Source organism: Streptomyces sp. NPDC052701 (assembly GCF_040678355.1).
In the GTDB taxonomy this organism is placed as follows: domain Bacteria; phylum Actinomycetota; class Actinomycetes; order Streptomycetales; family Streptomycetaceae; genus Streptomyces.
Genome location: NZ_JBFATO010000048.1, coordinates 12,552 through 27,909 on the forward strand (window position 1 = coordinate 12,552; position 15,358 = coordinate 27,909).

A 15,358-nucleotide genomic window follows, 5' to 3' on the forward strand; every position below is an offset into this window, starting at 1 on the left:
GAGACAGTCAGAGACCCCGAGCATCTACCGCCCGGGGTCTCTGACTGTCCGAGCTGGCTGTCCAGCGCGGACCGCCGACGTCGTAGACACCCTTCAGCTGGGCAGTTCGGCCGTTGATCCGGCGGGCCGCCCGAGTTACTGCGGCAGCGAGCCACCTAGAGAACGCCGGCGGGAGCGAGGTCAGGTCAGGTCCCAATGCAGGGGCGCAGGGGCGCGATCGGCCGGCGATAGGCTCACATCTCATGACAGATGATCTCCAAGCTCAGCTGGCTGAGTATGACCGGGCTGTGGCGCTGGCCCATGAGACCTACCGGGGCATGAGTCCGGACGAGCGGACCGCCCGAGCCGTAGCGGGACAGCAACTCGCCGAACACGCCCCGAGCGACCGTGCCGATCCGACGTGCACCGGATGCGAGGGTGCTGCCTGGCCCTGTGACACTGCCCGGGGCGCCATGAAGTACGTCGACCCCCGCTGGAACTGAGGGAACTACCGATCTTCTTCGGGCATGCTGGACGTATGGCATCTGAGGAGAGCGCAAGCTGACCCACGTCTACGGCTGGCCGGTCGAAGAGGTCGACTTCGGCCGGGAGGATGAGCCGGACGTCGATGGCTGCGTGATCGTGAAGTACGAGGGGAGCGGTGTAGCCGCGCGGGTGGCCGCCAGGCCCGGCTTGAGCGAGGAGCGCCGGGCCGGCTTCGCGGCATGGGCGCTGCAAGTCCTGGAGCACTTCATCGAGCACGGCCCCGAGTTCGACGGGTGGCAGAAGCGCTCGGATGAAGGCTGGCAGCTCTGGGGGCGCGTACACCAGTTCCCGTCCCTGGACTGACGGCTCGGTCGGCAAGGGCATGCTGTGCGAGTCGGATAAGCCCGCGATGGACAAAGGGATGTGCATGGCACTGAAGGAGCGTCTGGAACTCCAGCTGCAGCGCGAGCGGCTACTGAAGGCCGCTGGGGTCTCGCGCGTGGAACTGGTCTGTGCCCCGGCAACTTGGCGGGTGGTGAAGCAGCACTGCCAGTACCCGTTCAGCCACTTCAAGAACTTCCCCTACGAGAGCACCCACGATGTCCCGGATGAGGATGGCTTCCTGCACGTGGAGCTGGAAGGGGCCGACCTGGCGCGGCTTGTTCAGCGCACCTACACCGCCCGCTTCACCGTGATCGACGCGGCTCGCCGCGCCGTGTGCCGACGCGTCTGGGATGCCACGGGCGCGGTGCTGGACAGCATCGACCTGGACGCTCCGGACGGCAAGCAACTGCCACCCATCGTCCTGGACGCTCGTCTGGGCACCAGCTGACCGGCCCGCATGGACAGCAAGAGACCCCGGAGAACTGATCCTCCGGGGTCATCTCGCGTTTCGCGTGTCCGGCAGGTTCAACGACCGGCCGCTGCGGGGGTCAGACCCAGTCGACGCCCAGCTTCCGCAGGGCATCCAGCTGTTCCTGTGCAAGCCGGTCCCTTCTCGATTTGGTGTTCGAGACCCACACGCCCAGCTTCACGACCACCGGCTCCGCCTCGCCGTCGACCGTGATCTCCTCGGCGTGGCCGCGCGGCACCGGCCGGTCGGCGCCTTCCCGCTCCACCCACTGCGCGAGGGCTGCCAGGCCCCGCTGGAACGCCTGCTGTGCCTTGCTGGGGCCCTTTGTCGCACGCCTGGCCGCCGGGGCGGGAGACGGCGCCTCCAGCGGTTTGATGCCCAGCGTGGACAGCCGCTCCTGCTGCTCGGGCAGGAGCCGCGCCCAAACGGCCGGCTGCTTCTGCTGCCGGAGCCACTTGCCGATGTCGTCGCCGTCCATGAGCACGCCGGGTGTGATGTAGGGCAGGTGACCGTCGGCGTCGACGAGGTCGGCGAGTACCCGGTAGTGCCGTTGCCAGTCCAGCGGCCACGGGCAGTCCCAGTCCGGGTCGATCGCGGCCAGTTGCGCCGCGCGCTGCTCCGCCCGCTTCGGGTCCTTCCCGAGACCGCCCTTGCGGCGGAGGTTGGCCATGTACTGCCCGATGGGCACGGTGCCGCCGCCGGCCGGGTCGTCCCACACCGCGTCCTGCCTCGGAGCGAGATGTCCGGTGGCGCGCCGGTAGGCCCGCAGCGCGGCGAGCTTCCTCTCCCAAGCCTCCTCGCCCGGCTCCCAGACCATCCCGGCCTCCGGCGCGTCCAGCAGCGTCTTGCGTCGCTCCTCCAGTTCCCCGGCCCGTAGCGCCTTCCGCTGCTGGTGGACCCATCGGCCAAGCGGAAACGCCTTCGTCGCCCCGACCTCGACCTCGGTGTCGTACGGGACGGCGTACAGGCCGGTGATCTCGTTCTCCCTGCGCCAGCGCAGCAGCGCCTCGTAGCCCTCCAGCCACGCCAGGGACTCCGGCCGGTAGACGCGGGTGCGCAGGAACGCCGCGATCGTGGCGGCGTCGCGCGGGCTGGAGAAGTGCAGCATCGCAGACTCGGCAGCGGCATCGGCGCCGTCCTGCTCCTGGTCCTCGCCGTCCCCTTCGCCGCCGGCCCCGACGATCCGCCCGTCCTCGTCGCGCCGAACGTGCACCTTGCGCTTGCCGTGGGTGAGGGCACGGGATGCGAGCTGCTCGACCAGGCGCTCATCGTGCGAGCGCAGGCCCTGGAGAACGGCTACGAGGGGGCGGAACGAGGCGCTGGCGACCATGTCCTGCGGGTCCTCGCCGGGCTGGAGGAAGACCGGCACGATGATCCGCGCGACCTTGGTGGAGCCGTCGCGGTTCAACCTGAGCGCCCGGCCGATGTTCTGCACGATCTCCACCTGGGAGCCGCGGGTGTCGGCGAAGCAGATGGCCTCCACGCCGCGCTCGCCGGTGATGTCGACGCCTTCCCCGAGGACCCGTACGGAGGCGAGGAAGGCCCGGTGTACGCGCCGGTTGTTGGCGTCGATGCCGTTGGCGAACTGGCGCAGGACCTCGCGCCGCTCGGAGACGAGGTGGTCGCCGCACAGCCACGCCGCCCAGACGCGGTCCGGGGGTACGTGGCGGCCGGCCTCCAGTTCGTAGAACTCCGCGTCGATCGACGATGCGGGCAGCTTCTCCGCCTTCGCCAGGTCCTCGTCGGAGACGTCGTTGACGTACAGCTCGGCAGCGGTCTCCGGCAGCTTCTCCGCGAACGCGGCGGCCTCCTCGACCCGCTGGTGGAACGTCATCACGGTGCGCAGGTTCCACCTGGCGGCGTGCTCTAGCAGCGCCGTCTGCAGCAGAGCCATGCGCCGGCCCCGCAGCGCCTCCTCCGACTCGCCGAAGACGGGGGAGGGGTCGCGGATTTCGAGCACGTCGATCTCGAACCCGGCGAGGATGCCCCGCTCGATCGCCTCCGAGAGCCCCAGCTCGGCGATCCATGGGCCGTATGTCTGGGAGTCCTGGCCCATCGACGCCAGCACCAGCTCCTGGCCGTCCGCGCCCTTCTGCGGCCGGGGCGCGGCGAGGATGCGCGGGGTCGCGGTCAGGTAGAGCCGGAAGTCCGCCGGGATCCGCTGGTTGTCATGGATCGCCGCCCACGGCCGACCAAGATCACCAGCGGTTCCGTGGGCCTCATCCACGATCGCGAGGTCGAAGCCCGCCATGCACTGTCCGTACAGCCGCTCCCCGCCCGCCAGAGCAGCCTCCAGCGGCCCGCGCACCTTCGCTCCCCACCCTCCCTCCGGATCATCCCGGTCGACAAGGGAGGCGTACGTAGCGAACACGACCACCGGCCCGGACCCGGCCCACAGCGCGAGCTGGATCGGATTGGTGGTGGTGCGCACCCCCAGCTCGTTAAGCACCGGGTCGTTCTCCAGCGAGCACACCCCAACCATCGGGGCCCGGTGGCCCATCAGGCGCCAGGTCTGGGCGGTCTGCACGAGCAGGTCCAGGGTCGGCACGGTGACGAGGATCCGGCCGCTCGGGAAGCATTCCAGCGCGCACGCAGCCGCCGTGATCGTCTTGCCCGAACCGGTCGCTGACACGATCGTGGCCCGGGCACCCTGCGGCGGCACAGATGACCTTGCAGGGAATCCCACCCACTTGCGGAAAGCCGCCTTCTGGTCAACCTGGTGTTCCTTGAGCTGAATACCCGGCATTTAGAAATCTTCCCCTGACTCGTTTCCTGACCGCTTCGGGAAATCACCGGGACGGCGTGAAGGGCGGGACTGACACCGTACCGTCCTCGCTCACCACGACCCGCTCGGCGAGCTGCGCCAGGATCTGGGCGGGCATGAGCCCTACCCGATCGGCCGCCGCCCGGATCAGTCGGCTGGGCACGGCAGACAGCCGCAGCTCCGCCCGCAGCTCATCCGCCTCCTCCCGCCGCCGCGCCTCGAAGGCGGCCCGGGCCGCGAGAGCACCGGCACGCCGCTCTGCTCGCTCCTGAGCCCACTTGGAGCCTTGGGTGTCACGCTCCGGCTCGTACGCATCCCAACCGGCCTGAGTTATCAAGTCCCTGACGCGCTGCCACTCCGCATGCTTCGCCGCCCAGATGGCAGCCAGTCGTTCCGGGGCCGTCTCGAACTCGGAGAAGGAACCGCCCCGCCTCAACTGCTCCGTTGTCTCACGCTCGCGGGTAGCAGCCTCCGCGACCTTCTCCGCAACGGCGGCCATATCGGGCCGCTTGCCTGGCGCCTAACCTGCTCCCGTGCCACATCTTGAGCACTCCACATGCGGTTTCCCCTTTTCCTCTCACTAAGTGTCGTCGGTCGGTGGATCTGAGTAGAAGGTGGATTTCTGACCTGGGGCTTCGCGGAATGAGTGGTCGTGTTCGGGTCGGTGTTGGTCATTCGTTCTGAGTCGTACGCGAACGCCTTACACGGGTGACCTGGGGTTTCCTGGTTGTCGCTGTGTGCTGCGCAGGTTGGTTGAGCAGTGCGCAGTTTCGTTGGCCACCGGTATGTGATGGCTATGGGGTGGGGTTGGTGTCGAGCCAGATAGTGGGAGCGGGAGGCTCCGTGCCTGTCCTGGGTGCTGACTTCCGGCTTCCCTTCCTGTCCTTTCGGCGTGCCTGGATGTGTGAGGAGGGCTGCTGAGGGGGTGGTTGGTAGCCGAGTTCGGTGAGCTCGGTGGGGCCAGGGGCGTAGGGGCTGTGCCGGTAGGGCCATCGCTCGCGGGCGCGGGGGTTGCGGCCGGGTGTGTAGCTGATGCGGTCGCCGAATCGGTCCGGGTACAGGGCGGGGTTTTCGAGCCAGGGCCGGCCCAGGAGGGAGGCGACGGCGGTGTGGAGAGGGTGGGTGTGCCCGGGGCGTTCGAGGACGTGGAGCGCACGGGGGTGGTGGGCGAAGAATCGGGCGAGGGTGATGGTCTCGGGGTAGGTGACAGCTTCTCGGGCGAGGGCGTACCAGAGGCGGGCGCGCTTGTTGTTGCCGATGCGGCGGGCGCGTGCGGGCCAGATGCGTTCTTCTGAGGGTGCGGCGCGTCGCCAGTTCTCGGTGAGGTTCATGGCCAGGGTGAGGGCGTGGTCGGCGGCTGCGCCCCAGCGGCGGAGAAACCGGATGTGGATGCGGTGGGCGGCGAGGATTTCGGGGGTTCGTGTGAGGTCGGCGTGCTCGATGGGCAGCGGCATGCCGGCGAGGGTGTGGCGGCCGAGCATCCAGGTGTGGTGGCGGCGGCAGACGAGGCGGGTGTCGGGCAGGTACTGCGGGACGGGGTGGGGGTCGCCGGTGCGGGCGATCGTGCAGCGGGGGCAGCCGGTCACGGCGTGCGCAGAGGCCAGGCGGAGCCGGGCGCGGGCGGACTGCGGGTCGGGTTTGTCGCGGTAGCGGTTCCATTCGGGGAGCGCGTGGGCGAGGTGTTCGTCCGGGATGCCGGCGAACGCTGCGATCAGGCGGCGGCTGGGTGCGTTGAGGTAGAGCTCGATGCTGGTGTAGGGGCCGTGAGGCTGGGCGCATTCCTTGTTCGCCTGGGGCCGGGGGATGCCGAGGGCGTGGAGGAGTTCCGCGGTGGTCAGGTGATGTCGGCGTGCCAGGCGCTGGATGTACGAGGTGGTGGTCTCCCACTGCAAGGGGGCCACACGCCAGATGCTGGGGCGCGGGACGGAGCGGTGCACTCGCGGCGTCTCAGGCCTGCGCCGGTGGGCGCGCGGCCTGTTCGGCGAGTTCGTCGAGGTCGATGTCGTCGAGCAGCTGCTTGGTGATCTTCTCACTGCCGTCCAGGATGGCGGCGATCGCTGCTTCCCGGACGAGGGCGGACAGGCTCCCGATGCGGCCGCCGGTGTGCTGGTGGAGGTAGGGGGCGTGCCGGGTGAGCGTGTCGGGGCGGTGTGCTTGGAGGCGTAGGGCTTGGTCCATGCCGCGGACCAGGCCTTCCCAGGCCGTGCGCTGTGTAGGGCTGCCGTACGCCAGCGGCGGGTTGCGCACCATCTTGAACCGTCCGGCGAGCTGCGCGCCGCGACTTCCCGTCAGGAGCGGGGAGGCCTCGATGGCGACGCCGGCGTAGACGAAGGTCGCGGGGAGGCGCTCGCTGAGGTGCTTCATCTGGTCGGAGGTCTCAGCACCGATGCGGGTGCGGGTATTGAGCAGATGGACGTCGTCGACGAGGACGAGCTGGGTCGACAGATCACGTAGTGCACCGCAGACGATGTCGGTGATCCGTGCTTGGTTCATCGCTTTGCCGATGGGCAGGTCGAGGAACCGGGCCAGTTCGGACACGAGCATTTTCGGGGTGGCGGCCGGGGGGACGGACAGGAAGGCCACCGGCAGTCGCTCGTCGAAGCTGTTGTGGCGGGCCCGGTCGGCGAGGTGGAAGGACCGGCCGAGCTGCTGCAGAGTGGTGGTCTTTCCCGTGGTGGGCGGCCCGGAGATCAGTAGTCCTCGCCGGGCGGTGCCGTTGTGCCGCCGGTTGAGGATCATGAGCCGGCGCAGGGTGAGGGAGATCTTGGCCATGGTCGGGGTGGAGAGGATCACGAATTGGGAGTGGTAATCCAGACGCTCCTCGGCGTTCCATGGTCCGGGCCCAGGCAGGCAGGGTGGTTCGGTGTCGACGAACCGTGTCCATTCGCGCCAGGTCGTCGGTGACGCGTACGGGCCGTTGTCCGTCTCCTGGTCGGCGGCCGTCACCACTGCTGCGCCTCCTGGTGGGCGTCGAAGATGCTCCAGGCCCCGGCCGATGCTGCTGTGCCGGCGGAACCCGGGACAGGGGGCGTGTTCTCGTCCGCAGGCGGAAGGTGCTCGGCGGGGCCTGTCCGCGTGCCGGTGTCCGCGGTCCGTCGCCGTGCGCGTCTGGTTCCTGCCCGCTGGCCGGGGACGTCGGCGAGGCTGCTGCTCTTGTGGGGGCGGGTGGCGCTTGTTTGTCCTGTGTGGGCGCGGCGGAGTAACTCGTCTAGGTGACGGGCGAGGTGCTCTTCGTGCTCGGCCCGGTCCGTATGCCGTGTGGCCACGGTGCGGATGTGCCGCCAGGTGGTGTCGGTGAAGGGCTTCGACACCAGGCTTCGGTGGATCCACTCGGCCTGCGCCCAGCCGTCTGGGAGCCTGACCCAGCACTGCCAGGGCTCGTAGGGGTTGTGGTGGACTTCCCATTTGCCGTCCGTAGCGGGGGAGCGGTGCCGGTGTCCGTTGAGCGCCGGGCCGTCGTAGGTGCGGTACTCGAACCGGATGCCTTCGTCTGTGATCGCGCACCTGCGGGAGGGCAGCAGCTCGATCCAGTCTGCTCCGGTCAGAGGGATGGGTACGTGTCCCGCGATGCCGGTGAGCGCGGCCCACATCTCGTTGGGGGTGAGCGTCAGCCGGGGCATGAGGGGATGCCGCAGCCGCGCATGGCGCCGTTCCTGCCACCCGCAGACGATCCACTCGTCCAGCAGGTCCTGCAGCTGAGGCATCGTCCAGCATGCCTCGTCCTCCACGCTGCTGCCGCGTGTGGCGAGGCGGTTTCCGGTGTAGCCGGCGACGTACTGAGCGAACAGCGTGCCGATCGCCCCGAAGCCCCGCTCCACATGCCCCTTGGCGTGCCCGGACGCGGGGGGACACGGCTGGACGGTGATTCCTAGGTGCTCGGCGGCAGCGAGGAAGCAGCGGGACACGAACACTTTGCCCTGGTCGATGACCACGGTCGACGGCCGGATCACCGGCCTGGCCGCGGCCCCTGCATGCGGGCGTCGATAGAGGCGAGCCGTGTGTAGGGGATGACGGAAGCGGCCATGGACAGGTACTCGGGCCAGTCGGGCCGCATCGGCTGCGGCACCAGCGTCTGGGCCAGGAGCACGGCCGCGTCCACTGCCTTGGTGCCCTTCGGGCGCAGGACGGCGGCGGTGATGCTGCGGGTAGCCACGTCCACCGCCATGGTCAGCTCCGGCCGCCGGGTCTTTCCGTCCTCGCACACGACCATCACGTCCAGCAGAGTGCTGTCCATCATCACCAACTCCCCGGGCAACGTCGCGGCCGTGGGAGTGAACACCGGCACCGGCCGGGACGCGCGCCGACGCTGCCCTTCGGCCGTCAATGCCAGTCCTTCCTGCTCGGCGACAGCCCGTACCAGCCGGTTGAACGTGGCCACCGGGGGCACCGCCACCTTCCCGGGCCCTTGGGTGTCTTCCAGCAGCCACCCCACCTCGTGCCGTAGCCGGCTCAATGTTCCAGTCGAACGCCCCTGCTGCTCCTCCAGCGCCTGCTTGATCGCGGCGACCACACGTGGATCGGCACGCCCGAACACAGAGCGCTCCCGCTTCCTCCGGCCGTCGACGAGACCCCATACTCCCTGCGCGCGGTAGCGGGCTCGCATCCTGCGCACGGTGGCCACGCTGACCTGCTCTCCGGATGCGGTCAGCTCGGCGGCCTTGGCCGCCTCCCGCTGGGCGAGCCGGTACACGGCCGGGTCATAGCCGTCTCGAGGCAGCTGCTCCCGGCCGGGTCCGGGGTAGCCGGTCTCGACTTCCAGGACGTGCCGCTCCCAGGCCAGGGCTCTGTTTCGGACCGCGGTGTCGCATCCGTCCAAGGGGCCGTGGACCGGTACACGCCGCTGCCCTGGCAAGGAGCGGTCCAGGGTGGTGAAGTCCCGCGCGGCAAGCACGTGAGTGAGCAGGAGTACCTGCACACCTGCGCCTTCTTCGGCGACCAGACGGCAGCGGGGTCCGTCCAGACCGGCCAGGACGTGGACCTGTCCGTCGAACCGGATCCGGTCCCCGACTTCGACGACGCCCCACGGCCTCTTCACCGCCTCGCTCCTTCACGGCGACGTCTGGCTGGCACGGCGACCACGGGGGTCTCCTCGCTCAGGACGTGGTCCCAGGCCATACTGAGCAGGCCGTGCCAGAGCCCGTGGTAGACGGCGGGCAGCGTTGCGATTGGATCCCCGAGCCGCAGCGCGCCCTCGAACAACGCGATAGGCGAGGCGAATGCCTCGCGCAGCCGGGCTGCAGGGATACCCGCCGAACATCGGGGATGCCGGTAGACCGACAGCCAGCGCCCGTTGGCCAGAGCCACCGGATCTGCGGCATCCGCGAACCGGTGCTCCCAGCCCACGTCCTGCGCACACAAGCCGGCCACCCGCGCCCGGCTGGCAAGCCGTGCGGACGGTCCGCTGCTGCCAGGGCAGTCCACTAAATGAATGCTCCCGTCCACCAAGGCAACAGCCAGGTCGGGTGCGTGTGTGACGGTCCGCCCGCCTTCCTCCCACACGAGCTCCACCGGACGGCTCACCATGCCTGTCACTTGAGGATCCTGATCGAGCATCATGACCGCGTCCCGCATGGCTGCGCTCCCGTACCCCACCAGATGGCTCGTGGTCGCCGACCACCACCATCCCGGAGCCAACCGCCGGCCCCGCCGTAGTGGGAAGCTACGTACCATCGGGCATTCCATGAGGCACAGGCCCCCTACAGCGCTTCGCCACGGCCTCTGGACCATGACCCCGTCCGGCCCGACGAACCGCACGTCCACCTGCCGCAGATGCACGCTGGCCCCTCCCATCGACCCCAGTGGTCCACTGGACCCAAAGCCAGCCTCCGTCTGATCAAAAACGAATCGGCCAGCCTGCGCAGTGCGCAATTGAACCGAGCCACACAATGCGGTGAAGCCTCTCCTGACCAACCCGCACCCGCCTACAGACTCTGCTAGAGGCCCCTGCGGAACCGGCGTACTGGCGACTTGACGCCCGCCCAGGTAGGAGCGTTCCCAGACGTAGAAAGAGTGATCAGGCGGCACCGTCGGTGCTGGATGGCCGGACGTCCGGCGCGGGTCCGTCAGTGATCTGACCCAGCGTGCGCGCCAGGGTGGGCAGGACTTCGTGGTAGAGCGTTTCGTGTTCGCAACCGTCGCCGCCGTTTGCGGCGATTGCGGCGGCCAGGGCGCGCAGGGAGAGTGGTCCGCTGGCTGCGAGTCGCTCGGCGAGTTTTCGGTTCGCCTCCCTTTTTTCGGGTTTCTGGCGGTACTTCGTTCCCTGCCGGTACAGGTCGACGTCCATGCCGACGGGGGTGATGGGCCGGCCGATGCGTTCGGTGAGGTTGGCGATGATCTGGATGCCGTGAGCGTCCAGGTCCTGCCAGGCGGCCACCGGCAGCGGCGCCATGGCCTTGAGGAAAGCGGCCAGGCCGTGCGTGGCGTAGCCGGCGCCCCATACACACAGCCACTGGTCTGCGACGTCGGGGAGTTTGCACACCTGGGCGAAGGCGTCCTCGTTCTCGATCAGAAGGACGCCCACCGCTGAGCTGTCGATGAGCCCGAGGCTGCGCAGGCCGCCTGCGGGCAGGCCCAGCCAGGGGCGGCAGGCTGCGGCGTCGGCGATGACGGTATCGACGCGCCAGCGCAGGGGCCCGCGCATGCGCAGCTCGGTGTCGGTCTCTTCCACCGCCTGGTCGAAGGGGCGGCCGACGAGGTTGGCGAACGCCTGCCGGCGTTGCGCTGTCCACGTGTACTTGGTGTCGCGCATGCTCTTGCCCGCCAGGACCTTGGCGGTCATCGGCTGGGGGTGCGACTGGGCGGCCCACCACACCGCGGCGGACCTGACGGCCACCTCGTACACCCGCCAGTCCTCGGTTCCGGTGGTGCTGCCTGCGGGGACCTGCAGGGTGCGGCCAGGGGCGGTGGCGGCCAGCAGGGCGTGTTCGCTCGCCAGCTGGGGGATGCCTGCCATGGCCTGCAGCAATTCGGCGTGCAGCCGTGAGGGGTCGGGGTGGCCCCGCAGCTGGGCGAGCTTGTCCTCTCTCAGTGATGCCCAGGACGGGGTCAGCTGCCAGGAGTCGGGGGTGAATCCGGTGGTCTGCACGACCTTGCAGCGCAGGACGACGGCGCCGCAGCGGATGAGCGACACGGTCGTACGCCACGCCTGTTCCTGGCCGAAGTCGGCCTCGATGGTGGTCCACCGCTTGCGGGTCCGAGTGGTCAGGACCTTGATCAGGTCACGGTCGGTCAGGCCGGCCGGCGGGTCGTAGGCGGGGACCGGGTCGGAGGCGATGAGGTCGACGACGGCGGGGTTGACGCGTCGTTTGCGGTCCACGGGCACGCGGGTGAGGACCTCGTCGCCGTCTTTTCGGGTGCGGGGCACGGTGACGGCGATGATCCCGGAGGGAAGTCCGTGCAGGGGCACTTCCCGCCGGCCGTGGGCTTCGCTGACCAGCAGGGCGGGGCGGGGGAGGGGCACGGTGGGCTCAGGCATGGGAGCGTCCTGCGGTGATCCAGTCGGCAGTCAGTTCCACGCGCTTGCCGTCGGAATCGTGTCCCCAGGTACGGGTGGGCTGGTTATAGGCGTCGGAGGAGGAGGCGTGGACGAACCACAGCAGTTCGTCGCACACGTCGGCGGCATCCACCAGCACACTGTCCTGGCAGGTGCCCAGGATGGTCAGGTGCTGGCGGCGCGCCACGTCCCGCAGCGCAGCGAGCATGTCCTTGCGGTTGACCTCGCCCAGGCTGTTGCCGAGCTCGTCCAGGATCAACACCCGCCCTCTGGTCTCGGCGTCGGCCAGTACCGCAGCCAGGACCAGCTGGATGGCATGCACCTTCACCTGGGCGCCGTTGGCGTTCTCCCGGTAGTGCACGAAGGCGCCGCGCGGGGAGCGTTTCCAGCGCGGTGTCACCTGCCACCGCCAGGGCCTGGCGCCCTCGGGTCGCACGCTGGTGTAGTCCAGGCGCGCACCGTCACCGCCCCGCTGCCGGTCCAACGCATTGAAGGCGTCGCTGATCTGCGCTAACAGCCCTTCGACGTGATGTTCGATCATGTCCTGCAGAGCCTGGAGAGTGTGCCCGCTGCGCTCCGCCGCACGAGTGAGCTTGGCCAAGGCCTCCTCGCGCAGCAAGCGGCCGGAGGCGATCCGGGCGGCTTCGACGGCATCCTTGTCGCTGTGACCGTCAAGCCGGATCTGCAGGGGAGCGGCCACCTCGTCGAAGCCCGTGCGCAGCAGCGCAGATGCCTCCTCCTCTTCGAAGGCGTCCCGCAGGTGTTGCGCCAGGAGCAGGTCTTCGTCGACGACGCCGGTTACAGCGCCGGCCGGCAGGCCGTAGTGCTCGTACGCGTTCCGCAGATGATCCTCCACGTTCCGCCGCAGGCGGCCGGGCCGGGGCGCCGGTGTGCCGGGGGCGGTGGCCCGCAGGAGCTCGGCTGCCTCCTCGGCGGGGGCGCCCCACAGACGTTGCCACTGCGGGCAGGAGACCTCGGCACGGGCTTTGCTCAGCGCTGTTCGCTCCTTGGCCCGCTCCTTGTACGTCTTGTCGGCCGCGTCCCGGGTGAGCTTCGCGGTCGTCACCGCTTGGGCATGGGCCGTCAGCGCGTTCTGCGCCTGTTCCCACGCGTCGTGGCGCTCGTCCTCTGCGCTCCGGGCGGCGGTGGCTTTGTCATCGGCCTCGGCGATCGCTTCGTCCAAGGCGGAGGCCTGCTCTTCCAAAGCGGCCAGATCCCGCGCCGCCACGGCTGCCTTGTGCTCGATCTCGGCTACCTCGAACTCCGACTCAGCCGCGGCAAGGCCCTCAGCCGCCGTAGACACCTCGTCCTCGCAGCGGCGGCGGTGCGCGACGGCCTGGGCCACCCGGGCATCCCGTCCGGCGATCGGAGCCTGGAAGCCACCGACGACCGCCAGCGACAGTCCTGCGTCGTAGGCCGCGGGCGGGTCGTCCAGAGCCGTCGTGCGCTCCTGCAACGTGCCGAAGAACCCGGCCAGCGCCCTGCCACTGCGCACACCCTGAGGCAGGGCACCGCCGCCACTGCCCGTCCCGTCGGCGGGGTCGGCGGCGACGACCTGGGCACCGGGCAGGCCGCGCAGAATCTCCCGGGCGCGTTCTGCCTGCCCCCACGGCACCACCACGGCGTCGCGCCAGGGCCACAGGCGCGCCTCCCACTGCGCACGGACCGACTCCTCCAGCTGCAGCTGGTCCATCAGCCCTGCGGCGCTGACGCCGTGGCCGTCGAGGATCTCCAAGGCTTGGCCCGCGGCCCCGCTGCGTCCCTGCCGGGCCGCTTCCTCCAGCCTCTGGGCCCGGGACAGGGCGCTGTCTGCGTCGGCCTTCTGCTGCCGCGCCACATACAGCACCTCTCTGGCGGCTTCCAGCGCGCTGCGGGCATCAGCGACCGGCGATCCCCGCCATACACCCGTGCTCGGCCGAAGGGAGGCCATGCTCTGGCGGATGATGTCCCGCCGGGTAGCCGCCGATGTCCGTTGCGTGGCGGCCTGCTCGGTGACCTGCTTGGCGTCCACCCACTCCTGGCGGGCGGCGGCCGCTGCTGCGGCCAGATCGGTGGCCGCCGTCAGCTCGCGCAGCTTCTCCTCGGCACCGTCGAGCAGTTCCTGCGCCTGCACCACCTGCTGCTCTTTGTCCTCCAGGTCCGCTGCCAGTTTCCGGTCGGCCTGGGCTGCCTCCAGGTAACAGGCCGCTAGATAGCGCCGCCACGCATGGCGTCCTTCCTCAAGCGCCGTGCGGGCAGCAGCACGTGCCCGCACGCCCTCGAGTACTGCTTCTTCGTCCGCCAAGGCCAGTGCGTGCTCGTCGCGTGCCTTCTCCAACTGCGCAGCGTGCTCAAGGGCCTTGCCGCGGCGGGCAGCCTCCTGCTCCAGCAGATGAGTCATACCGGACAGGGCGATCAGGGCCTCTCCGATGTCGTGCGGTTCCATCGCGGTCATCTGCTGGCTCAGCAGCGAGGGAACCGCCGGGCGCAGCGGCGTGTCGAGGTAGGTCAGGCACCGCGGTGCGTTGCCGTAGAGGGCGTCGGCCATGCGGTGTGCCGACAGCCTGCTCGCACTGCCCAGCTCCTGCCAGAGAGTGTCTGCCTGCGCCGCCCGCTCGGCATCGTCGGCCGCATCGGCCACGTGGATGCCTTCGGTCCAGTTGGCCAGAACGTACGGGGCGGACGCGGCGATGCGTACCCACACCGTCAGCGCCCCTTGCAGGGGGCCACTCGCAGCGAGTGCCTCGCGCCCGCCGGATGCGTCGGGCCTGTCGTGTGCGAAGACGCCGACCACGTAGCCGTGCGAGGCGGCCGGAATCTGCTGGGCCCGGTCCACCCCGGCCGCGTCGGGCTTGAACAGGATTCCGCTGGCGTCCCGCCCGTGGTTGGATTCCAACCGCCACTGGGGATCGGCCAGCAGCAGCGAAACCGCGATGAGGAACGAGGTCTTGCCCGAGCCGTTGGAGTCGTCCTTGGGGCCCATCCCGGACACGGCGATGAACGTCTCGGGCACCACCGGCACCGCGTGGGTGGTCAGTCGGGCGATATCGAACGTCTGGACCGCCACCAGATGACGGTCACCGACGATGCCGCGGTGCTCGATGAGCTCGGGCAGTCCCTCCTGCCCGTCCTCGTCCTCCCCCGGCTTCTCGGTGCCGCGCTCGTACCAGGTGGCGTTCAGTGTTTCTGTCCTTCCTGGCTGGCGACGCGGGCCCGGCGCCGCCAGATCGACTCGGCCATGACTCCTTGCGGCTCGGCCAGGAGCACCAACTGCTCGAACAGGTCGGCCTGGGCCGCTGGCGTCAGCCGCAACAACTGGCTGCCCAGAACGATCCCCGAACCTGTTGTCCGCACCAGGTCGGCTGCGGCGAGACGGCTCAGCGCGGCATCCACGACCCGGTCGGGGACCGCGGACTGCTTCAGCCGCTCCCTGCTCACCGGCACCCCCTGGGTCCACAGGGCCTGCGGCAGGACGCTGCCGCCGGCGCGTGGGGCGGCGACGCTGAACAGCAGCACCAGCGTCAGCACGGCCCGGTCTTCACGAGGCAGGACACCGACGCCCTCATCGGCCAGCCGCGCTCTGACCATGTCGTCGTAGCCGGACAGGAACCCCCCTCCTACACCGAGCAGCGTCCGGCCCGAAGCGGCGAGTACCTCCTCGACCACCCTGCGCAGCGGCACCTCGGCCAACGCGCGAAAACGCGCCGCGGGCACCGGCAGCCGCGCGGTTTCCACCGCACACACCGCTGCCCGCACCTCTGCACGGCGCTGCTCCGACAGCGCCTCCAGATACCGCACTTCCATG

At 69.7% G+C, this 15,358-nt stretch carries 12 protein-coding genes; 2 read left to right on the plus strand and 10 right to left on the minus strand.

Translation table 11 applies throughout. The annotated features are described in order from the left end of the window. The first annotated feature begins 615 nt into the window (after positions 1-615). Together AB0L29_RS32830 and AB0L29_RS32835 are read left to right on the plus strand one after the other, a co-directional pair. Positions 616-828 carry a hypothetical protein gene (locus tag AB0L29_RS32830; RefSeq protein WP_365832533.1) on the plus strand — a complete coding sequence of 71 codons (213 nt, stop codon included), beginning with the start codon at positions 616-618 and terminating at the stop codon, positions 826-828. Between the two features lie 64 nt (positions 829-892). Beyond that, positions 893-1,297, plus strand: a complete 405-nt coding sequence (locus tag AB0L29_RS32835; RefSeq protein WP_365832535.1) for a hypothetical protein — start codon at positions 893-895, stop codon at positions 1,295-1,297. Between the two features lie 100 nt (positions 1,298-1,397). Here the strand turns inward: AB0L29_RS32835 and AB0L29_RS32840 are convergent, their stop codons facing one another. From AB0L29_RS32840 to AB0L29_RS32885, 10 genes are all read right to left on the minus strand, one after another. Further along, the gene (locus tag AB0L29_RS32840; protein WP_365832536.1) at positions 1,398-4,064 is read right to left on the minus strand and encodes a Helicase associated domain protein; all 2,667 of its coding nucleotides are present in this window, start codon (positions 4,062-4,064) and stop codon (positions 1,398-1,400) included. 43 nt (positions 4,065-4,107) lie between these two features. Continuing rightward, the gene (locus AB0L29_RS32845) at positions 4,108-4,581 is read right to left on the minus strand and encodes a hypothetical protein (RefSeq protein WP_365832538.1); all 474 of its coding nucleotides are present in this window, start codon (positions 4,579-4,581) and stop codon (positions 4,108-4,110) included. Between the two features lie 295 nt (positions 4,582-4,876). Next, on the minus strand, positions 4,877-5,983 hold the full coding sequence (locus AB0L29_RS32850) for a TniQ family protein (RefSeq protein WP_365832540.1): 1,107 nt from the start codon (positions 5,981-5,983) through the stop codon (positions 4,877-4,879). A 46-nt stretch (positions 5,984-6,029) separates the two neighbouring features. Then, positions 6,030-7,031 carry a TniB family NTP-binding protein gene (locus tag AB0L29_RS32855; RefSeq protein ID WP_365832542.1) on the minus strand — a complete coding sequence of 334 codons (1,002 nt, stop codon included), beginning with the start codon at positions 7,029-7,031 and terminating at the stop codon, positions 6,030-6,032. Continuing rightward, the gene (locus tag AB0L29_RS32860; protein WP_365832544.1) at positions 7,025-8,032 is read right to left on the minus strand and encodes a hypothetical protein; all 1,008 of its coding nucleotides are present in this window, start codon (positions 8,030-8,032) and stop codon (positions 7,025-7,027) included. Before AB0L29_RS32860 ends, AB0L29_RS32855 begins: the two co-directional genes overlap by 7 nt. After that, positions 8,029-9,117, minus strand: a complete 1,089-nt coding sequence (locus tag AB0L29_RS32865; RefSeq protein WP_365832546.1) for a hypothetical protein — start codon at positions 9,115-9,117, stop codon at positions 8,029-8,031. The genes AB0L29_RS32860 and AB0L29_RS32865 overlap by 4 nt, the downstream gene beginning before the upstream one ends. After that, positions 9,114-9,872 (minus strand): TnsA-like heteromeric transposase endonuclease subunit, encoded by a 759-nt coding sequence (locus AB0L29_RS32870; protein ID WP_365832548.1) that lies wholly within the window; start codon positions 9,870-9,872, stop codon positions 9,114-9,116. Before AB0L29_RS32870 ends, AB0L29_RS32865 begins: the two co-directional genes overlap by 4 nt. A gap of 223 nt (positions 9,873-10,095) precedes the next feature. After that, positions 10,096-11,556 (minus strand): Wadjet anti-phage system protein JetD domain-containing protein, encoded by a 1,461-nt coding sequence (locus tag AB0L29_RS32875; protein WP_365832550.1) that lies wholly within the window; start codon positions 11,554-11,556, stop codon positions 10,096-10,098. Further along, positions 11,549-14,620: a hypothetical protein gene (locus tag AB0L29_RS32880; RefSeq protein ID WP_365832552.1), complete on the minus strand. Its 3,072-nt coding sequence runs from the start codon at positions 14,618-14,620 to the stop codon at positions 11,549-11,551. Before AB0L29_RS32880 ends, AB0L29_RS32875 begins: the two co-directional genes overlap by 8 nt. 110 nt (positions 14,621-14,730) lie before the next feature. Beyond that, the gene (locus tag AB0L29_RS32885; protein WP_324790424.1) at positions 14,731-15,357 is read right to left on the minus strand and encodes a hypothetical protein; all 627 of its coding nucleotides are present in this window, start codon (positions 15,355-15,357) and stop codon (positions 14,731-14,733) included. Position 15,358 lies beyond the last annotated feature (1 nt).

What these genes read in the sequence shown, in the direction of transcription:
- AB0L29_RS32835 (WP_365832535.1), top strand. Translation starts at nt 893, where the DNA reads ATGGCACTGAAGGAGCGTCTGGAACTCCAGCTGCAGCGCGAGCGGCTA.
- AB0L29_RS32840 (WP_365832536.1), bottom strand. Translation starts at nt 4,064, where the DNA reads ATGCCGGGTATTCAGCTCAAGGAACACCAGGTTGACCAGAAGGCGGCT.
- AB0L29_RS32845 (WP_365832538.1), bottom strand. Translation starts at nt 4,581, where the DNA reads ATGGCCGCCGTTGCGGAGAAGGTCGCGGAGGCTGCTACCCGCGAGCGT.
- AB0L29_RS32870 (WP_365832548.1), bottom strand. Translation starts at nt 9,872, where the DNA reads ATGGGAGGGGCCAGCGTGCATCTGCGGCAGGTGGACGTGCGGTTCGTC.
- AB0L29_RS32875 (WP_365832550.1), bottom strand. Translation starts at nt 11,556, where the DNA reads ATGCCTGAGCCCACCGTGCCCCTCCCCCGCCCCGCCCTGCTGGTCAGC.
- AB0L29_RS32885 (WP_324790424.1), bottom strand. Translation starts at nt 15,357, where the DNA reads ATGGAAGTGCGGTATCTGGAGGCGCTGTCGGAGCAGCGCCGTGCAGAG.